General features: G+C 62.5%; 26 protein-coding genes. 8 read left to right on the plus strand and 18 right to left on the minus strand.

Features of this window, described 5'->3' with window-relative positions; all coding sequences use genetic code 11:
- Positions 1 to 55: 55 nt before the first annotated feature.
- Positions 56 to 382: a hypothetical protein gene (locus SPHME3_RS20115; RefSeq protein WP_018250838.1), complete on the plus strand. Its 327-nt coding sequence runs from the start codon at positions 56 to 58 to the stop codon at positions 380 to 382.
- Positions 383 to 531: 149 nt separating this feature from the next.
- On the opposite strand, the gene SPHME3_RS0113980 is transcribed toward SPHME3_RS20115, so the two are convergent.
- The 4 genes from SPHME3_RS0113980 to SPHME3_RS0113995 form a co-directional block, all read right to left on the minus strand.
- Entirely contained in the window at positions 532 to 1545 is a 1014-nt protein-coding gene (locus SPHME3_RS0113980) for a DUF2493 domain-containing protein (protein WP_026189085.1), read from the minus strand.
- 82 nt (positions 1546 to 1627) lie between these two features.
- The gene (locus tag SPHME3_RS0113985) at positions 1628 to 2119 is read right to left on the minus strand and encodes a DUF736 domain-containing protein (protein WP_018250840.1); all 492 of its coding nucleotides are present in this window, start codon (positions 2117 to 2119) and stop codon (positions 1628 to 1630) included.
- Between the two features lie 815 nt (positions 2120 to 2934).
- Positions 2935 to 3840 carry a DUF4238 domain-containing protein gene (locus SPHME3_RS0113990; RefSeq protein ID WP_018250841.1) on the minus strand — a complete coding sequence of 302 codons (906 nt, stop codon included), beginning with the start codon at positions 3838 to 3840 and terminating at the stop codon, positions 2935 to 2937.
- Positions 3837 to 4376: a hypothetical protein gene (locus SPHME3_RS0113995; protein ID WP_081614855.1), complete on the minus strand. Its 540-nt coding sequence runs from the start codon at positions 4374 to 4376 to the stop codon at positions 3837 to 3839. The genes SPHME3_RS0113990 and SPHME3_RS0113995 overlap by 4 nt, the downstream gene beginning before the upstream one ends.
- 132 nt (positions 4377 to 4508) lie before the next feature.
- Here SPHME3_RS0113995 and SPHME3_RS0114000 point away from each other — a divergent pair, with 132 nt between their 5' ends.
- The 3 genes from SPHME3_RS0114000 to SPHME3_RS0114010 are packed head-to-tail and all read left to right on the plus strand — an operon-like array spanning position 4509 to position 7001.
- Positions 4509 to 5144 carry a hypothetical protein gene (locus SPHME3_RS0114000; RefSeq protein WP_018250843.1) on the plus strand — a complete coding sequence of 212 codons (636 nt, stop codon included), beginning with the start codon at positions 4509 to 4511 and terminating at the stop codon, positions 5142 to 5144.
- On the plus strand, positions 5131 to 5934 hold the full coding sequence (locus SPHME3_RS0114005; protein ID WP_018250844.1) for a hypothetical protein: 804 nt from the start codon (positions 5131 to 5133) through the stop codon (positions 5932 to 5934). The genes SPHME3_RS0114000 and SPHME3_RS0114005 overlap by 14 nt, the downstream gene beginning before the upstream one ends.
- Entirely contained in the window at positions 5931 to 7001 is a 1071-nt protein-coding gene (locus SPHME3_RS0114010) for a hypothetical protein (RefSeq protein WP_018250845.1), read from the plus strand. Before SPHME3_RS0114005 ends, SPHME3_RS0114010 begins: the two co-directional genes overlap by 4 nt.
- Here the strand turns inward: SPHME3_RS0114010 and SPHME3_RS0114015 are convergent.
- From SPHME3_RS0114015 to SPHME3_RS0114040, 6 genes are all read right to left on the minus strand, one after another.
- Positions 6939 to 9287, minus strand: coding sequence for a hypothetical protein (locus tag SPHME3_RS0114015; RefSeq protein ID WP_018250846.1), 2349 nt, complete (start codon positions 9285 to 9287; stop codon positions 6939 to 6941). The genes SPHME3_RS0114010 and SPHME3_RS0114015 overlap by 63 nt on opposite strands.
- Complete coding sequence (locus SPHME3_RS0114020) at positions 9284 to 10798, minus strand: hypothetical protein (RefSeq protein ID WP_018250847.1); 1515 nt, start codon at positions 10796 to 10798, stop codon at positions 9284 to 9286. The genes SPHME3_RS0114015 and SPHME3_RS0114020 overlap by 4 nt, the downstream gene beginning before the upstream one ends.
- A gap of 69 nt (positions 10799 to 10867) precedes the next feature.
- Positions 10868 to 11605 carry a YoaK family protein gene (locus SPHME3_RS0114025; RefSeq protein ID WP_018250848.1) on the minus strand — a complete coding sequence of 246 codons (738 nt, stop codon included), beginning with the start codon at positions 11603 to 11605 and terminating at the stop codon, positions 10868 to 10870.
- A gap of 7 nt (positions 11606 to 11612) precedes the next feature.
- On the minus strand, positions 11613 to 11915 hold the full coding sequence (locus SPHME3_RS0114030) for a DUF167 family protein (protein WP_020493490.1): 303 nt from the start codon (positions 11913 to 11915) through the stop codon (positions 11613 to 11615).
- A complete protein-coding gene (locus tag SPHME3_RS0114035) occupies positions 11915 to 12223 on the minus strand; it encodes an alkylphosphonate utilization protein (protein ID WP_018250850.1) in 309 nt (102 codons plus the stop codon). The genes SPHME3_RS0114030 and SPHME3_RS0114035 overlap by 1 nt, the downstream gene beginning before the upstream one ends.
- A 14-nt stretch (positions 12224 to 12237) precedes the next feature.
- A complete protein-coding gene (locus SPHME3_RS0114040; protein ID WP_018250851.1) occupies positions 12238 to 12507 on the minus strand; it encodes a helix-turn-helix domain-containing protein in 270 nt (89 codons plus the stop codon).
- Positions 12508 to 12611: 104 nt separating this feature from the next.
- Here SPHME3_RS0114040 and SPHME3_RS0114045 point away from each other — a divergent pair, with 104 nt between their 5' ends.
- Together SPHME3_RS0114045 and SPHME3_RS0114050 are read left to right on the plus strand one after the other, a co-directional pair.
- On the plus strand, positions 12612 to 12836 hold the full coding sequence (locus SPHME3_RS0114045) for a hypothetical protein (RefSeq protein WP_018250852.1): 225 nt from the start codon (positions 12612 to 12614) through the stop codon (positions 12834 to 12836).
- Positions 12829 to 13746, plus strand: coding sequence for a fused MFS/spermidine synthase (locus tag SPHME3_RS0114050; protein ID WP_018250853.1), 918 nt, complete (start codon positions 12829 to 12831; stop codon positions 13744 to 13746). The genes SPHME3_RS0114045 and SPHME3_RS0114050 overlap by 8 nt, the downstream gene beginning before the upstream one ends.
- A gap of 88 nt (positions 13747 to 13834) precedes the next feature.
- Here the strand turns inward: SPHME3_RS0114050 and SPHME3_RS0114055 are convergent, their stop codons facing one another.
- The gene (locus SPHME3_RS0114055; RefSeq protein WP_018250854.1) at positions 13835 to 14038 is read right to left on the minus strand and encodes a DUF5818 domain-containing protein; all 204 of its coding nucleotides are present in this window, start codon (positions 14036 to 14038) and stop codon (positions 13835 to 13837) included.
- 107 nt (positions 14039 to 14145) lie between these two features.
- Here SPHME3_RS0114055 and SPHME3_RS0114060 point away from each other — a divergent pair, with 107 nt between their 5' ends.
- A complete protein-coding gene (locus SPHME3_RS0114060; RefSeq protein WP_231376754.1) occupies positions 14146 to 14583 on the plus strand; it encodes a hypothetical protein in 438 nt (145 codons plus the stop codon).
- Between the two features lie 96 nt (positions 14584 to 14679).
- A complete protein-coding gene (locus SPHME3_RS0114065; RefSeq protein ID WP_018250856.1) occupies positions 14680 to 15342 on the plus strand; it encodes a UPF0149 family protein in 663 nt (220 codons plus the stop codon).
- Between the two features lie 16 nt (positions 15343 to 15358).
- On the opposite strand, the gene SPHME3_RS0114070 is transcribed toward SPHME3_RS0114065, so the two are convergent.
- From SPHME3_RS0114070 to SPHME3_RS20120, 7 genes are all read right to left on the minus strand, one after another.
- Entirely contained in the window at positions 15359 to 15859 is a 501-nt protein-coding gene (locus SPHME3_RS0114070; protein ID WP_018250857.1) for a hypothetical protein, read from the minus strand.
- Positions 15860 to 15983: 124 nt separating this feature from the next.
- Positions 15984 to 16277: a type II toxin-antitoxin system RelE/ParE family toxin gene (locus SPHME3_RS0114075; protein ID WP_018250858.1), complete on the minus strand. Its 294-nt coding sequence runs from the start codon at positions 16275 to 16277 to the stop codon at positions 15984 to 15986.
- Positions 16277 to 16546, minus strand: coding sequence for a type II toxin-antitoxin system ParD family antitoxin (locus SPHME3_RS0114080; protein WP_018250859.1), 270 nt, complete (start codon positions 16544 to 16546; stop codon positions 16277 to 16279). The genes SPHME3_RS0114075 and SPHME3_RS0114080 overlap by 1 nt, the downstream gene beginning before the upstream one ends.
- Positions 16547 to 16670: 124 nt before the next feature.
- The gene (locus tag SPHME3_RS0114085) at positions 16671 to 17612 is read right to left on the minus strand and encodes a hypothetical protein (protein WP_018250860.1); all 942 of its coding nucleotides are present in this window, start codon (positions 17610 to 17612) and stop codon (positions 16671 to 16673) included.
- 95 nt (positions 17613 to 17707) lie between these two features.
- Positions 17708 to 18049: a hypothetical protein gene (locus SPHME3_RS0114090; RefSeq protein WP_156021372.1), complete on the minus strand. Its 342-nt coding sequence runs from the start codon at positions 18047 to 18049 to the stop codon at positions 17708 to 17710.
- A 58-nt stretch (positions 18050 to 18107) separates the two neighbouring features.
- Entirely contained in the window at positions 18108 to 18311 is a 204-nt protein-coding gene (locus SPHME3_RS0114095; protein ID WP_018250862.1) for a hypothetical protein, read from the minus strand.
- Positions 18308 to 18655, minus strand: a complete 348-nt coding sequence (locus SPHME3_RS20120; RefSeq protein WP_018250863.1) for a DUF5983 family protein — start codon at positions 18653 to 18655, stop codon at positions 18308 to 18310. Before SPHME3_RS20120 ends, SPHME3_RS0114095 begins: the two co-directional genes overlap by 4 nt.
- Between the last annotated feature and the right edge of the window lie 13 nt (positions 18656 to 18668).

Here is an 18668-nt window from a genome sequence, read left to right on the forward strand (position 1 = left end):
CCTTGGTGGATAGTCGAAGGCGGCGAGCAGACCTCCTTGAGCAAGGAGTCTAAGAATGCCCAAGATGACGGAACGCGAACGGCTGGCGAAGATCGAGGCCGATCAGCAAAATCTCGCGCGTGAAGCCGAAACGGTGCGGCGTGGATTGCGCGCCCATTATGGGAAGCTGGCGACGGAATTGCCGGTCGAACGCTTAAGCGAGCGCGAATTTCGCGACGTGCTGAGCCAAGCGATTCGGGTCGGCGGCGGCGTGGCGATTGCCGCGCTCAAGGGGCTGACGGCACAAGGCGTCCAGGCGGAACCGTCTGCGGGGTCGGCTCGCAAGCGTGCGGTTGTTCCCCCGGCTGGCGGTGATGACGCCTCAACGGCTGTGCATCCTTAGCGGAAAGGGGAGCGACGTTGGCGGGCGGCACGCCCGGCAAAAGGAGCGGCGCGGGGAAAACCGTTCGGGTTTCCCCCGCTCGTGCCAAAGGCACGACAAGGGGCCGGGAGCGGTTGCCCGCCCCGGCCCTTCTCTTGGTGGCTTCGCGATCAGGCCGCTATGACGCGGCGCTTCTTTTTGATCGGCACATCGGGCGCCTGATCTGCCCGCATGAAAACATGGGTTGGAACACGGTGGCCCTTCTCCGGGTTGAACAGGTCATAGAGGCTCGACTGGATGCCCGACCCTTCGCATAGCAACGCCTCGACGGGCATAAGCTCGGCAATGTTGCGATTGCGCCGGAAGGCTTTGCCGTTGCCGCGCCCATAAAGGCCGAACGCGATGCAGACCACGCCCCGTTGCGCTGCCCATGCGGCGGCGGCTGCATCGACCCCAAGGCGCTGCCCGGTGGTGACAAGCACCATGTGAGGAATGCGGGTTCTGATCTGGTCGAGCCGTCCCCAGATAATCCGCCAATCGTGCCAGTCGGAAGGGCCGGACACGACCACGACGGGGCCTTGCGGGTCGTATCGGTCACGCTTCCGTTCGGACCTTGCGCGCAGGAAGTCGAGCGCCGAAATCTGGCTGGCGGTGGTGACATGGGACGCGCGCGAACCCTTGGCGGGCGACCATGGGCGACCGGCATAGGCACGATACATTGCCGCCGCATAGTCACGCATGGCTTCCATGGCGGCGCGCTGTTCCGCGACCGACTGGCATTCAAGCTGGGTGTCTTCCAGTTCCTTGTTGAACACCTCGCCCGGTTCCAGACGGCGGGCCATATCGCGAATGGTATCGGCCAGCCTGTCCTCGCGGCCTTCCAGCTTGTTTGCGACGAAATGGAAGCTGTTTACGAAGCCCCATGCGAGTTCCGGGGCAAGCGGGTCCAGCCGGGTATCGCCTAGCAGGTCGAAGATGGCGGCGATGATGCCGCCGCATTCCGCCTGTGCCGCGAGCGGATCGGGCATGAGAAATTCGCCCGGTTCCTCGTCGGCTTCGATGATGGATAGCGGGAGGGGATCGCCGAAGGATGCCACGAAATCGGGCGTGGCGATGGCTTCGGCATAGAGTTCCGGCAGGTCGGCAAAGCTGCTAACCTTGGCCAAGGCTGTTGGCTTGCTCATGGGATAGGCTCCTGTTGACGGGATGACGGTTCAGGACCGGGGAAGCGTTCCAGCGCTCCCCCGGTCCGTCTTTTCGTGCCGCTTAAAAGGGCACCTCATCGTCAAGGCTGCGGCCGTTGCCGGTATATCCGCCGTCCGGCCCTGCGGTGCTGCCGCCGGAGAAACCGCCGCCGGTCCGTCCGCCGAAACCGCCCGACCGCTGACCGCCGCTATTGCGCCCGCCAAAGCCGCCGCCCTGCGCCTCGCGCTCGCGCTCGCGCCGCCACTGGACATCGAAGCCGTTGGTCTCGTCGCCGAAAAGGGCGATGGGCAGCGGCTCGCGGAAGCTCGGATCGTCCACCATGCCGGACAGGAACACCTCGTCATTCGAGCGCATCTTGCGTTCCCAGACGACACCGATCTGGATTTCATCGCCAGCGCGGTTCGTCTCGTAAATCTCATAGACGGGGGCGCTGTCGCTTTGTCGATCCTCAACGCGGCGCATAATGAGGTAAGGAAAGCGCATTTCGCGGGTGGCGATCTTGCCGATAATGTCGCTGGCGCGCTCGTCAAACTTGAAGCTACCGATCTTCATGACTTCATCCTTTCTCTGTACTGTGGCTCGTTTCTCTTTCCCGGCCACATCAGAACCCTACTCCCTCCCCTCCATTACTTCCATATCATTGATTTCTTGACAGAAATCCATCGTACCTGGTGAGCCCGAGCATCGAACGGCCGCGCCAGCGGCCCACAAATGACAAAGACGCACCGGCCGCTTGCGGCCGGTTCTGCTTGAATGGAAAGGGAGCGTGGGCCGCCTGACAAGTCATCGCACCCGGAGCCGCCCTCGCAGGTCCGAAGGCGCAGGGCGGGGCTCTTGTCCGCAAGAAGCACGGGAGGGGCTCTAGCGAAGCTTGGCGAAAAGGGGCCGGCGCTTCTGTTGAAAACAGACAAACATCGCCGGCCCCTTTTCGCCTAGCGTAGCTTTGTCCCGACGCAATTCTTGCGGACGAAACCCGTCCTGCAACGCACGGATCCTGCGAGGGCGGCGAAGGGGGTGATGACTTGTCTGCTGGCTCCACGATCCGCATCGCGCGACTAGCGCGATTCCTTAGGCGAAGCCTGCATTGCGATGGTCGTGCCGGGCATTCTGGCGTCTCGGGAAGAATGTCTGCCCTGCCCGGCATCCCTGCGGAAGGGATCGTTACGGCGTCAGCCGCCAAGACCCCAAAGGGGGCTTGGTCGGAGCGGAGCGGAGATAGAGCCCGGTGCCCGCTTCAGCGGGCATCCGCCCGACCTCGGAATGTCTATCCCGTCGTCGATCGCTCGGCGTGCAATCCCGAGATGCCCCGCTTTCACGACAAACCGGAGGCTTGTCCTGGTGCAAAGCGCTGGATCGTGGTTGCCGGTTCATCGCCGCGTGCCGAGCTTGCGCCAACGGGCACCATGGGTCGTGGACCGCTCGAAGCCATAGCCGGCCCACACAAGGTCGTCGTCAAGATAGGGGTCGTTGGCGAGGAGATAGCGAACCGTCATGCTGTTGCCATGCTGGACCAGATATTGCTGGTTGATCATGCGGGCGGCGTCAGGCGGCAGGGTGGAATTGCTGAACCCCGGCGGGCCACCGGCGATGATGAAGGCGCCACAATATCGATCGAGCGTGAGCCACCAGGTTCGCAGGTCGTTGAAGAAGGCACCGAAGATGGATTGATGGCCCGGCGCCGAGATCATCAGCGTGGGGTTCGTCGATGTCCGCAAAGGGATCGGCGAATGGCAGACCATTACATTGATGGCGTCGGCGTCTTCGGGAATATTCTTGTCCATCGCGCCCTCGCGAAACAGGGCATGCGCATTGTCGGCGGATGCAGCGATCCATGCGTGCATCTCCTGCTCGTCCTCGCTCAAGTCGCCGTCGAGCGCGCCATCCGCGAAGCGGGCGGACTCAGCCTCGATGAAGCGTAAGGTCTCAAGGTTGCGACGTTGGAGGTGACGGGCGAAACCATAGATCGGTATCTTGTCGGTCTCGGCGAGACTGGCGCCGGCACCCTCGACGATCTTCCTCCAGGTCGGACTGTTGGAGAAAGGCGTCTCGATCATATGGTTGATCGGACCTTCGATCGACCCTGCGACCCCGTCCGCGACAAAGTCGTGGAGGGCGTCCTCATAGCCGATGCGATCGATGGATTTGCGGTCGATGGCGAGGATATCGCCATGTCGTTCGACCACGCGAACCTTGTTTGAATCGTCCGGGCAGGCAAAGCGACGGAGATAGAATTGCGGCACATAATGATGCCGCTTGGGCTTCTCGGCGGTCATTCTGGCGTTCCCTCGGGAGGGGTTCCAGCCCTGACCGATGCGGCCTGCGCGTCGATATCAAAGCCGTCGATCGAGAGGCCGACGATCATGTTGATGAAGGTCTTGGCCTCCGCGATCACCGCCTCGGCCTCATCCTTGTTGCTGAAGGAACCTTGGTGGACGACGGCGTTGCGGACGGTGTGGATCTTGCCCGCCGAGCTGATCAGGGCGCGTGCGGTTGGGCTTGTCCGGGGGGTCGCGAAGAAAACGGGTACGAACAGGCGCTCGACCTTCAGTGGGAGACCATTTGCCCAACGGAGGAACTGGTCGACGATGGCTGCATCGAACTGGGTCTTCTTGCCCCACTCGGTGCGTACCGCATAATTGGCGGCGATTTCCGCAGCCGTGGCGCAGCGTACGATCGCCGCGGATGGTTCATCGCGCCCGTGGAGCCCCGACAATTTGGTCCATTGGGACTGGAGTTTCTCAAGGTCGGTGCGCTCATTATAGGGCTTTCGCGAAGATTTCCGGTGGGCATCGCCTTTGGCACTCTTCACGCATTCCCCCTGTGTCTAATTGCATGCAACTCTATCGCATCGTCGTCACCACGGCGAGGTTTTGATGACTTGCAACTATGGGAGAAAGCTTCACCTTTTTGGACGCGCGAGGAAGCGCGCAAGAGGATTGCGATGATGTCGACGGCGGAGCAGTTACCCAGGATCTTTCAGGCCAATCTCGGGCGGTTCTTCGATCGCGTGATCTTGCCCGTCATGGACAAGCTGCCGTCCCATTCGGAGCTTGAGACCGGGGAGGCCGATAGCCTTGATCAGTTTCTCGATCGAGCGGCGGCGCAGGTGGACAATTATACTGCCAATGAGGCGGCCAAGGCGTTTGTCCTTACCCTCGCCGGTTTGTTCGAGCGACAAATGAGCCGCTGGGCGCGCGCGATGGAGGATGCGGGGGGTGCCGAGATGAGCAGGCTCACCGGCTTTGAACCTTTGGTTGCGGGCTGCGCCGGGCAGGCCGGTATCGATCTTGCGGCTGATGGTCTTGGAGAGGCTCTGACGGAGATGTTCGTGGTTGCCAATGTCGTGCGTCATGGAGAGGGGCGGTCCTGCGAAAGGCTGCGCGCGCTTGCGCCGGACTTGTGGGATGAGGATGCTACCGACTATCATGATCTCCTCCCCGGAACGCCCGTGGCAAGCGACCATGTGCGCATCCGGCAAGCGGACCTTGTACGCTATATCCGGGCAACCACCCGGTTCTGGGGTCTGGCGGATCCCCTACCCCTGGCGGTGACAAACCCGCCTTATGGGCGCGCCTGACGACGTGCCGGAGATGTTCGAACCGGGGGATGAAGAACCACGCTATCATCGCGTGTCCGACATCGGGCGGAGCGATCTGTTCGAGGCGCTGAAGTTGCTGGCCGGTTTTGCCGAGAACCCGTTTCTCGTGATGCAGGCGAGCCAGCTTTGCCATGTCGATAATCTGCTGAACGGCCTTGAAGAGCAGGTCCTGCAACAGATGGCGGAGGATGATCCGCCACGGTCGATCATTGCTATGGTGCAGGCGCTTTCGCCGATGTGGATCTTCGCGGCCTATGAATTGCTGCGCACGTGGCGGCAGCGCTGTGAAGAGGTCATCAGGCTGGCAGAAAATGGTGGGTTCGACCAGAAGGCGAGCTATCTCGAACGCGAGCTTGGGTACCGTCATTATGACCGCGAGCTTCGCGCGCAGCAGTTGCGTGATGCGCAGGAACGCCCGGAGCTGGTGGATCAGATGCGCGTCGATCTGCGCCGCACGGAAATGGGGTTCACCACGCTGGAGTTCATTCGGGTCGCGCTCGCCAAGCATGAGGTCAGCAAGAAGGGTAACAAGAAGCCCATCGCATTTGCACCGGGTCTCGCCCTTCCCAATCGCCATACCGGGTCGATGGACTATGAGATGAGCAATGGCGGCTCGATCATCGGCTATGTCTCCCGTCGCGACATTGCCGAAACGATCCGTTTTTTCCCTGAGGCGGAAAATCCAAGCGATGAGGATCTGGCCGGATTCCGGCAATATATGAACCCGCCCGATGTCGAGCCACCAGGTTCGAACGGGAGCACGCCATGACCAAGGGCATGCCTCGGCAACCCCAGCCAAAGGCGTTCGATCTGCTGGCGTCGCTGGCGGCCTTCGCGCAGCGTGAAGGCGTCGCCCTGAATGATCCGATGCTGATCGACAGGTTCATGACCGATGCCCGACCGAGGCTGGAAACCGCGTTGTCCGATGCGACGCTGATCCATGGCTCGCGAACCGAACGGCTGTTCGAGGCAACGGTTCTGACCCTTGGACGCTATCGGATGCTGAAGACCGAGGACATCGGCCGTGTTCATGGCAGCGCGGCATCGCGTGCTCCCGATTTCCGGGTTGTTCTCGACGATGGTGAGCAATGGCTGGTCGAGGTCAAGAATGTCCGTAGCGAGAAGCCGTTCAGGCAGCGCACCTCCATGTCGGCGGCTTACCTCGACTCGCTGCAGTCCTATGCCGACATGGTCGGCACGCCGCTCAAGCTGGCGATCTTCTGGTCGCTCTGGAATATCTGGACGATCATTCCCCCGGAGCCTTTTCGCCGTTCCGATGGCGGCCTGCGTGTGACCATGGAGGAGGCGGTCATGGCGAATGAATTCGGCAGGCTCGGCGAGGTGATCATTATGACGCGGCCGCCGCTCCGCCTGGTGCTCGACGCAGACCGGAAAATGCCGCGAAAGTTGAGCCCGGAGGGGTTGGCGGAGTTCATGATCGGCGCGGCGCGCATGTACAGCGGGGACACAGAACTGAGCGATCCTCGGGATCGCAGGCTGGCGCAGATTCTCTTCCTGTTCGGGGATTGGACCGTGGGCGAGCCGATCGCACGGATGGATGGTGGCGAGATCGGAGGTGTCGAGTTCGTGGCGCAGCCTGAGGAGCCATCGGACCAGGGCTTTGACGGGATCGGCTGGGCCAGCCGGATTTTCAGCCGCTATTATGCCGCGCAGACGGTCGACGGCGATCAGGTGATTCAGCTCCATGGCGAGGCGGTGCCCGAATGGTTTGCGCCGCTTGGGGCTTGGGACTTCAAGAGCAGCCGGCTCCCTTTATGGCTGGGGCACATCGAGCCGAACAGCGATCGGATCAAGCCCGAGTCTGATCCCGATTGACTTGTCGAGTCCTGCACGAATCGCGGCTGCGATATCGCCATTCAGCTCGTCGGATCTCAGACCGAGAAGGGAAATCACGCGGCGGCGCAGTTCGGGGATGTATTTCAGGAATTCGCGGTCCTTGCGCTGGTTCGCCAACAGCGTCTCGATGGCCTCGAGACTCCATAATATGGTGATCCAGCATTCCATGAAATCGACCGGCATAGCCTCGAAATCGCGTGCGAGCATGACGCGCCGTATTGCGGGCTTCCCGCCGCAGAAAAAGGCGACAAGGACGCGCACGACGAAGCGTGGCCAGCCAAGGAGGGCGCTGGATGTGTCCAGGCCCTTCGGCAGATCAGGGCATCGGGCCTTGTAGAGGAGGAACAGGACCCAGTAGCGCAGCCGCAGCACGTCGCTGGACCCGAGCGCCTCCTCATCGGCCTCGAGTCCCTCGGTATAGCCAAGAATATGGCGCTCATAGAGCCGGGCGTCGACCGGCGTGGGCGTAAGCGATGGCTTGCCAGTGTCGCGATGTTTAACGCTTTCATCGGCCGGGTCATCCTCACGGTCGGTGCCGGCCTTTTTGTCCGAGAGGTCATCGAAAGCTGTGTCGTCTTCGGCGGATTGATCTGCTTGAGGGCCGCGGCCGGAGAGCAGATTGAGGAAGTCGCGAATCGCGTCGCTGTAGGTGCCGGCAAGACTGTTATCGCCCTCGCCGCCCGAGCGGTCGGCGCCAGAGCGCGCCTGGGTGAACTCCTCATAGCTCAATGGAACGGGGGCCGCCGGCTCGTCCACGCTTTTGCGCTCCTGCGGCCGGGCGGGCGACAGGGCGCGCGGCTGGGTCACGGCTTCGAAATCCGCGCGCACAAGGGTTTCGAATGCCTGGTGCATCCAGAGATCGAAATCAGCGCCATCGGTGAAGGGCGCGAGCGCCCGGGCCACGCTGCCGGTCGCTACCTCCCGACGTCGGGCGCGCAATATCTCGCGATGCGTGATGTGCGCGAGGGTCGAGACGAGATCGCCGGTGGCCAGTCGAGCGAAGCACAGGGACTTGTGCAATGCGGGCTCTACCGGTGCGCGTCGCCGGTTATCGATCTGGACGAAGGATCGCACCGGGATCGTCCCGATCAGGCGCACAGACCGGTCGAGCAGCTGGATGTCTCCATCTGCCAAATCCGCTTTCGCGGCTGTCCAGATGAGCTGGCCCTGGTCGAGTTCGAAGATGCCGGGCTGTCGGGCTTCGATGGTGTCGAGCGGGATCGGGGATGTCACAATCCGCGGTGACAGGTCGGAGAGCTTGATCGGCTCAGCGTCAGTCCAGCGTTCGAGGTCCAAAGCTTGTCCTGCTGCGCCGGCGGGAAGCCTGCGATAGATGCAGGCTTCGGCATTGGCGCCTGGCATCCCGGCTAATCCGAGGGCGGCACTGGTACAGTTGGCGCTGCCGAAGAGGATATGGTCGTGATCAGCGGTCGAGGCGATGATGATCTTGGCGTGCGTGAAGCGCCGGGATGGCCACCGAAGATCGACGATCGTCGTCTTTCTGGCGAAGCGTGCATCGACCGGAAATTCATGATGGTTGCGGTCGATCGGCAGGATGATCCGGGTCGGGGAGAGGCGCTTCGAGAGATCGGCCAGCGCAGCGAGATCATGGTCCCAATAGGGACTGATTACCGTCAGACTCTGAACCTTCGCGCCCTGGATCAGCGACACGAACCGGTCTGCAATTCCCGTGTCGCCGGGTCCATGGAGGAAAGCGATGCCGGTTCCATCCAGTTCGTGCACGGCATCCTCTGCTGGCCCGCCCAGCCAGGTCGCACGCTCTTGCGTCCAGCGCAGCGCATCGCGCGCCGGAGAAGGTGCGGCGGGCACGAGTGCGTCAATATAGCGCCAGATAGAGCGAATGATGTCCCGCTCGGGGCTGTCCATGTTCTTGCATTCGATCTCGATCGCGACCTCGGCGTTGCCGGCAAAGCCCGATGCGGTAAGGTTTGCGGAACTGACGATCGCCCTGGCGCTTTCCCGACCAATTTGCAGGATGATTTTCGGGTGGAAAATGCCGTTTGCGGCAGGCGGGCTGTAGAGCGCATAGTCGCGACCGAGGGCGGCAGGAAGGGCTGATCCTTCCGAAAGCGCGAGCGCGGTCATGCGCGCGTCGGTCAGAAGGAGGAGGTTCGTTGCGCCGCTGGCCATGAGCTGCGGCAGCAGGATTTCCTCGACCGCAGCGAACTCCAGGGCGAAGCTGGTGGCGATTGCGCTGTGGAAAGGGCGGCCGCTGCGGCGGCCCAGACGATCGGGGAGCTTCATCGGCCGGCATCCCGCGCCACCAGACCGAGCGGCGTCAGGCCATCATCATCAAGGAGATGGATGTCGGCGAGAAACTGGATTGCGGATGCCAGCCGCGGCGTGGTGGCGACCGGCTGGTAGGCGGCGAGATAGACGAAACGCCCCTCTTGCTGCTCGAACAGGAACGTATAATCGCCCTGTCGCCGCAGTTTCTGCATGGCGACATGACTGTGCCGCCTGATGATGCGCTCGATCATATAGTCGGCGATGAGCGTGGCGGTGCGCTCCCCTTCCCTGCCTTCGAGCCACGATATTTCTGTACGCAGTGAGTGGGCCATCCCGCGATCGGGCAGACCTTGCGCGGCGGCGGCAGCAAGATCGGGACGGTCGAGCAGACGCTGATGAAGCGCAGCAATCAGCAGACATGCGCTGACGGCCTTGTCGGCAACGGCGCCGCGCGCGCCGGTGAGTTCGTCCCACATCTCGGCATAATCGAAGGTACGCGGATCGAGGCCGAGTCGCAGCGCGCGCCAGCTCGAGTCCGGATCGGGGTCATCCAGCGTTTCGAGATGGGCGACGACCTCCGCTCGGATCTCGACAAGCGACTTGCCTTGAGCCTCGGCGTTGATGATCGCTATGCCCCATGCGAGCAGTGCGGCGCACGCTACCTGCATCATGTCCTGGCATTGATAGGCTTCCCAGGCGAGCCGCTGGGATTCGAGGCTGGAAGGAAGGGCCGGCTCGGGTGGATCGAAAAGATGCCAGCGGACCTGTTCGGGGCTTGGCCACTCCTCTTGCATGAAGGCGGTTTCGAGGATGAGGTCGAGCGAGGCCGCGCGGCTCGGCCCTGTCTTTCCAGCGTCACCGGACCGGGCAAAGAGCAATGTTTCGTAGAAACTCCGCTCTTCGCTTTCTTCCTTGATCTGCGAAGGTGCGATGGGTTGAAGCCGGTCGAGTTCGCGAAGGCTTACCTTGGCGTCGACGATCTTCTGTCGCAGGAGTCTGGCGAGGTCCGGTCCGATGGCGTCTGCAAACAGGGAGGCCGCGCGACGGCCGAGATCCTTGGTGGCGACCTGGATGCCGTGGCGGTTCTCGGTGAAGAGGTTCATTTCGGCCATCTGGCTGTAATAGGCGCCGCCGAAGACGCCGAGCGACTGGCGAAGATAGCGTTCCTGCGCGGGATCGGTCGAGGCGGCGGCCTCAAAGTCGATCACGCGTCCCGTGGTCGCGAGGCGGCGATTGGCCCATTCGATACCGCCGACACCGGTTTCACCGGTCCGTGCTGACACGAGGGCGTAGAGTGCCTCGGCGCGGCGCACCCAGATGCGCCAGGCTTGGAAGTCGCTGGTCGTGCCCCGGCGCGCATAGGTTTCGCTGACCCAGCAATAATAGCCATAGTAGCGCATGCGCAGCGTGACGTTGCTGATGCCGGGGAGCAGTGACTGATAGAGCAGCACGCCGCTATTCTGCATGCCGAGCGGGTCGAGCCCGCGCTTTTCGGCTTTTTCGGTCCATTGTGGCAGCAGGATCATCGGCCCTCGGTGACTGTTCGGGCCGACGGCCTCATTTCACCATAGTAATGAGCAATGAAGTAATGGTGATCAATCGAGCGGATCATTTTGCGGGACGGTCTGGCCGGCACGTCGCATCGAGGTTGCCGCGATGGCTGCGAGAACCAGGCCTGCGATCACGAAACAGAGGTCGCCGACGATGCGCCACGCCAGCACCCCCGCGACTCCGCCGAGCAGGAAGGACAGCACCGTACCCGTGTGAAGGTTCAATCGGGTTGTAATCTCCGCGCGATCCGCAGGGCCAGCTTTGCCGCGAAGGATATCGAGCATCCTGGCGAGGCCGATGCCGATGTCAGTGGCCATGCCCGATACATGGGTGGTGCGCACCCGCGCGTTCGAAATATGGGTAACGATGGCGTTCTGCTGCCCCATGAGGAAAGCGAGGCCGATGATCAGCATCGGCACGCCTGCGGAGCGATCGAGCGCCATCCGCGCAAGACCGAGCGCGGCAAGAAGAGCGGCTTCGACCAGGATCACGCGGGCGTAGATGGTGCCGATCCCGCGCCGCAGGCCTGAGCCGATCGCGAGTGTCGAGACCATGGAGCCGATGATGAAGGACAAGACTATGGCGAGATAGCCAAGAGCCTGCCGCCATTGTCCCATTGCGAGCAGGCTGGAGAGCGCGGACACATTTCCGGTCATGTTGGCGGAGAAGAAGCCGACCTCGTGAAACGCCGCCGCATTGAGTCCGCCCGCCACCGACGCCAGCGCGAAGGCAAGCTTGCGGTCGAGACGACTGTCGCGTGCGTCGCCCTGGCGGATCAGCATTCCGCGATCATCCGCGCGGCTGCCCGATACGCACGAGCTTAGTCCGTCCACTGCCGCCGCGCAGCAATTCGAGCGCCGAGACAGGCTGCCCCAGCGCATCGGCGAGCAACCGCAAGATTGCCTCATTGGCCTTGCCGCCCTCGGCTGTGGCCGTTGTGCGCACAAGAAGTTCCAGGCCCCCGGCGTGCGATGGCAAAAGGATTGCGTCGGCCGAAGCATTGGGCGTGGCGCGGAGCGCGAGACGTCCTTCGCGATCCGCCAGCGCGCGGATTTCGATCGCAGAGGGCATCGGGATCCGGCGTCGCGCCATCAGCGCTTGCGAACGAACTCGGCGCGCAGCACGAGGCCCTTGATGCCGTCGAACTTACAATCGATTTCCTGGGCGTCACCGGTCAGGCGGATCGACTTGATGAGCGTGCCGCGCTTGAGCGTCTGGCCGGCGCCCTTGACGTCCAGATCCTTGATGAGGGTTACCTGATCACCGTCGGCGAGCAGATTGCCGACCGAATCGCGAACTTCCACCTGCGAGGCAGCGCGCTGCCGCTCGGCGAGTTCCGAGGCCGGCATCCATTCGCCGCTGTCCTCGTCATACACATAGTCGTCACTACTGTCCGTCATCTGTCCTTGTCCATTCAACTATCAACCAAGCGTCGCACAGTATCGCGCAGACGCACACCCCGCCCCCTGCCCTGACTGGGCGCGTTCTCACCGATCAGTTCGACCCCTTCCCGCTCCAGGGCCGATACGACCTTGACCAGCGTTTCCACGACGCCGCGCACCTGCCCGTCCGATGTTTCCATCCGCTGGATTGTGGGAAGCGAGACGCCCGCGAGTTCGGCGAGGCGTTTCTGGTCGATCCCGAGGAGGGCGCGCGCGGCCCGCATTTGCTGTGACGTGATCATCAGATCTCTATGATGTATTATCCATCACAGTTCAATCTTTCAAAATCATACTTCATGTGCTATGAGCTAGTTCTATCCTCAAAGGCAAGGACGGGCATGATCTTGTGAAGACCAGGGCGGCGAAGCAGTTCACGGGATATCTTTTGCTCCAGAACATGCTGTTGAGCGATTTCGTGCGTGAGGGCCTCGCCAGTCAGTCGCTTGGACGGGAGGACGCTGCCAGGCTTTCACGGTTGAAGGCGCTGAACGCGGCGGAAATCGCTCGATGGGAGCGCGATCTCTCTATGCCCGGCAACGAATCGGCACCGGTAAGGACGGACAATGGATGAAGACGTTCGCGCGATCGAACCGGCCTCGTCCTGCGCTGAGGTCGACCTGGACCGGTTTCACGATCTGGTCTTCGATCTACGCCTTGAGCGGCCCGAGCCCGGGTCGAACCTTCAGGGTCGATTTGACGGCACCGCACAGGTCCCGATCGCGCTCGACGCGCCATTCGGCGCGACGGGGCCGATGCTGTTCCGGTTGGGTGACATGCTGTCGCTGCTATTTGACTGGACCACGGTGCAGAGCGGGATGAAACTGAGCGATCCCGGTCATCTCCTGTTCGATTATACCCGGGTGATGATGGGGTTCCGGCTATTCCGACCACAGCCCCGGCGGATCGAGATGATCGGTTTGGGAGGCGGCTCTCTCGCCAAGGCTTGCTATCGCTGCCTTCCCGACTGCGACATCACGGTTGTGGAGATTGATCCCGAGGTTATCGCGCTCAGGGATCACTTTCATGTGCCCGCCGATGACCACCGGTTCCGGGTCCTCTGCGGCGACGGCGCGGATTATGTGGCGAAGGCCGGGGGCCGGCCTGACGTGCTGTTCCTGGATGGCTTCGATAGCCGCGGACTTCCCCAGGCACTGAGCGAGCGCGCCTTCTACGACAGTTGCCGGGCGAGGCTCGGGCCAGCGGGGCTGCTGGTGGCCAATCTCTGCGACAATGCCACGGCTTTCACCATTCTCAAGCGCCGTATTGCCGGCAGCTTCGATGGACGGGCCATTGCCATCCCGGCTGAGCAGCGCGGCAATCGCATCGTTTTTGCCAGCGCAGACACGGCCTTCCCGCCCTCCCTCGAGTCGTTTCGTCAGGCAGCGCGGCGGGTGATACCCCGGGATGTCGTCGATTATGCCACGAAGGCGCGGCGGATCGAACCGGCATTGCGCCGGTGGAGTAATCACACACAGGCCTGAGTCGCGCCTTGTCTCCAGGAAGGTCGCCGGCTCCGCGCGTTCCGTGTCTGAAGGCGCAGACGGCGCGGATGCGATGGGCGGCGAGAGATCAGACCGGACCGATCCAGAGCAACTCGAGCTGATTCGTCCCGCGGGTCCATGCCTCGATGCGAACCGGAAGATCACGATAGGCTTGCAGGTCATCCTGTGTTTCGAGGCGCCAGATCGGACCGTCATCGATTTCGAGCAGTGGACCACGCTCGCTGATGCGCAGAGTGCCGCGCAATCGCAGCGGAGCCTTGCCGGCACTCATCGGGGTTTGATCCTGGCCTGGACTGGAATTGGTGAGCGGCGCGAAACACGACGGGAAAAGTCATGAAAAAGATAACGAGACATGTAGCGTCGCATGCCATGTGAAAGATGGCGATTGCAATCTTGTTCGTTTTATGTTCTCAAGGCAGCATGATCCGGGACTATCTTGCCAGCTATGATTTCAATCTGCCGCTCGACGATGCGGCGGTTGATCCTGAACTGCCGCTTGTGCGTCGCCGGCTCGCGAGCCTTGCGGCGAGCGAAGGTCTGAATGGCGGCTATTATGAGGCGCAGGAGCTGGCCGAGACGTTCCTTGATGCGGCGCGCGAAGCGAATGCCGAGATCGCGGAGAATGACAGTCCGGCGCGAGTGCGGCTACGCGATATTCTCGATCGGGATCTCGACTATCAGAGGGAGCTGTTTGAGGAGGTTTGCGATTTGCCCCTGGCGGAGGCGGCGGCGCATCTCGTCTGGCTCACGGATCTGATGAAGCGGCGTGTCGATATGGCGCCCGTCATCTCGACGGCCCTGGACCGGCAGGCGTAGCGGGCACCGGAGGTGCCCGGGTTCAGACGCCCCTGTCTTGCCTTCCCGCGGCAACGATCCGGTGACGGTCGCCCGCGTCGGGGTTAGGTTAGGGCCATGGAGACCGAACCCGCCTATCTCGAGGCCCTCGACCGGCAATTGCTCGATCAGCCCGAAGCGATGCTGGTATCGCAGCTGGATGGGTTTCTCACCGGAATAGTGGTCAGCCCGGATCTGATCACGCCGGGCAGATGGATTCCGCTGATCTGGGCCGGTGATGAGGGCAATGGTGAGCCCGACTTCGAGAGCGAGGAGGAACTACAGACGTTCCTCAATCTGGTGATGACCCACTATCATGCGATCATCGATGCGCTGGCTCATCCGGGCGCCTATGCGCCGGTGCTGGAGACCGACACGCGCACCGACGAAACCTTGTGGGAGATGTGGATCGACGGCTTCGCGCAGGCGATGGCGCTTTCCCCGGACGGCTGGGCACGGATCGACGGCGACGACGATGCCGGTTGCCATGCAGCGCTCAAGGGCATCCGCACGCTGCGGGATTTTGCCGAGGGTAATCTCGCCCTCGGTGAGCAGGAGGAGGATCGCTGGGACGCCGAGGCACCGGACCTGATCCCGATCTGGGTGGAAATGCTGCACCAGTGGCGCGTGGAGAATGATCCCCATCGACCCGTCGCGGTTCGGCGCACCAAGGTCGGGCGAAACGACCGCTGCCCCTGCGGTTCAGGCAAGAAATACAAGAAATGCTGCGGAACCCATTGAGGGTAGTGATCGAGGATCAGGCGTGCCCCGCAACAGACGGGATCGACCGGACATGGCGCGCCTCACTGGGACCGAGAGTGGCCAGCAAAAGCCGTTCGGCGGCATCGACTTCATCGACACTGAAAAAGGCATCAACCGTATAGGCGCCGCGCGCGAAGTTGTCGCCCGGATCAGATGCCGTCATGGTGTAGTGAGGCGGCCAGCAACATAAGTGCAGCCATGGCCAGCACGGTGCCGACGGGCGGTATCGTGCAAAGACGATGTCGTCGGTGCGCAAGCCGGATGGCCGGCGATCGAGCAGCGATGGGGAGATCAGTTCGGTGCGCCGTTCACATAGAAAGGCCTCGAACTCCTGCATCTCGGCCAGGGTCTCGAGGATCACCGGATAATAGCGGCCAAGCGCGAGACCGTCGCCCGAGAAGCCGGGCGGTATATCGATCAGCAGGATATCGGGCAGCGTCGGCAACGGCCGGTGGTAATAGATTCGCTCCGCTGCGAGCTGGTCGATAAGGCGCATGGGCATGATTAGGCCAGTGGATGCGCGGAGAGGTCAAGCCACGTCTCGGACAGATTGGCGTAAGTCTCTTCAGACGTCCCGACCGGGTTCCTTCCTGCGCGCGACCGATCAATGATCGGCCTGCTCAACTGACCGAAAGGATGGCGCCGATATCGCGTGCCCCATGCAATATGCGCTGGATGCGAACGACCTGCAGCTCGACTTCGTAGAAGATGACGTAGCTTCCATGAGGTTTGGATCTCAGCCCTTCCCGAATTTCGGAACGCAAGGTGCCGGACTGAGGATATTCGAGAAGCCGTTCGCACGATGACTGTAACTTATCGACGAACGTAAGGGCCCGGGTAACATTGTCCCGGGCAATGAAGCTGGCGATCCCGGCGAGGTCTGCGTCCGCTGCAGGAGAAAACTCCAGACGCATCAGCTTTCGGCAACGCCGGCGGCTATGTCGGCAATGCGTTTGCGAGCCTTTGCAAAGGCCTGTTCGGCCGGAATACCGGCGCCGCTATTGGCGCCAAGGTCGATCTCGGCACGCAGGGCCTCAAGCCGCGCCTGGCGCAGCGCGTCCTGCTCTTCGAGCAGCCGCAGGCTGTCGCGCACGACTTCGCTCGCCGACGCATAGCGACCGCTATGCACCTGCTGCTTGATGAAGCTCTCGAAATGGGAGCCGAGGGTAAAACTGGAAGGCATGGCCGAACTCCTCTGCAAAGGAGGACTATCACTTTATGATAGTGGCGCGCAAGACGACGCCTGTTCCACGGGCATTGTCCGCACTCGGATCCAGCAGCCAGACGGACCGACGCGACCGTGACGATCAGGCCGCGAGACGCTCGACACCGGCGTTGAAGCGTTCGATCCAGTCGCGCATCGTCGGGCGCTCGGCGATCGGGATCTCGGCCGCTACTCGCTGGAAATCGATGAGATCGACTGGCGCACCGGCGATGATCGCGTCGATCTCGGTGGATGGCAACAGGCTGCGCTCCCGAATGAAGCGGGTCATCGATCCGGGGCGTTCGCGGGTGGATTTGCGCCACAGCCCCTCGACGGTCTGGAGACGCGGCGCCGCCCGCGCTTCGACCAGCACGATCAGCCGCAGGCACCATGGCGGCAGCGTCATCAATTCGCTCGTCTTTTGGGCAAGGCAGAGCCAGCAAGCGGATTTATGGGGCACCGGCACGCCCTCTGCCCGGATGCGGGCGGCACAGGCGTCCCGGTCCCACTGCCATTCGCGCAACGGATAGCGATAGTCGTAAAGGTCGCTGGCATGGCCTTCGCGATGGGCATAGCGACGGCTGTCGGCGGGCGAGTTGTCATAGCCGATGAGCTTGACAACCTTGCCGCCACGGGCCCATATTTCCCGCGCCGGCGCCCATCCGGCAACCCATTGATCCTGCGGCTGAATTTTCCATTTTTGGGAGCAGGAATGGCGGCCAAAGCTGATCGACGGCAGGGTCGCGTTGGTCAGGCAATTTTCCAGCAGCGAAAAATAGGGCGGCCAGTGTTTGAAGCGCTTTGGGACGTAGCGCACGACATGATGTTCGATATGATGCCGGTCCATCCAGCGCTGGAAAATCGGCAGATAAGCATAGGTCTCCTCGCGCTCGACGCCTGTATCCGCCGTCAAAACGACGGACAAAGGCAGGCCCCGGGCGACCCATTCGATGATCATCGCGGTGCTGTCGACGCCCATGCCCCAGGCGGCGACCACAGGGACGCCGAACAAGTCGTCGTGACAGGCGTCATCGTTCGCCGCCATGAGAGGCGGACGCATTGATCCGGACATAGCTGTGCTCCCATGGAGGCGGCCCAACGGTACGGCAGTTCAGGAAGCGACCGCCGGAAGGGCGGCATTCAACCGTCGAGCGGGACGCTGACGGCGACGTTCGGCGGGCAGCACCGTTCCGTCACGAGATAGCCGAGACGATTGACGTCATGCATGCCGTCAGTGATCTCCAGACCATCGTCGCCCTCGATGACGGTCCAGATTCGTGCGGGCGGCTGCGCGCGCACAAACGAAAGGTTCGGGCCCGAGGCCTCGAAAAGGCAGCCCCCTTCCCCGAAATCGAACCCGGCCGTATCCGAGAGATGGTTCGGCACGGGATGAAAGCGAGCGAGGAATTCGTCCTCGGTTATCTCGATATAGGGCGGCATCTCCGTCCCGGCAGTGGGCGGGGTTGCAATGTCGTGGGGCATTTCCCTGCTCCTTGAAATGGGGCTGATGTGGAGCCTGCGACAGACCGGCGCGCATATGTCAGGCAATGAGGGTCATCAGCGATTGTTGGCGCTTCGGTCCGGTGGCCGAGACCCGGAAAGGCTGAAGCGGATTGTCGGTGCGCAGAACGAACTGCGGCCGTCCGGTTTCACGCCGCTTCTGTATTGCGACCGCATAGGCGCGCTCATAGGTTGCGAGCGTCGTGAGCGCGGATGAACGGGCCGGTGGAAAGGCAACGATCATGACTGATACTCCTCGGGAAGTTCGGGATCGGGGAAGACGGGCAGGTCGGGCGACAAGGGTTCGTCGCGGTCGAACAGCACCCAGGAAACATCGCTGTCGAAAGCCCGGGTGAGGATCGCCCAGAATTGCGGGCTGATGTCGTCCGGCTGCTCGCCGCCGCATCCCACGATGGAGGTGTGGACGAAGAAGCCATAGGCATAAGGCTCGATCACAAGATCGGGATGGCCTACATCCGCCCGCCCATCGTCGCCGCGCGGGGCGGCGGCGATCAGCGTGTCGATGTGTCGGCGTTCGGCTACCGGCAGGTGGGCGGTCGAACAGACGATGAGCGCGGAGCGGCGCATGGATATTCTCTCT

It is taken from the genome of Sphingomonas melonis DAPP-PG 224 (assembly GCF_000379045.1).
GTDB lineage: Bacteria > Pseudomonadota > Alphaproteobacteria > Sphingomonadales > Sphingomonadaceae > Sphingomonas > Sphingomonas aquatilis.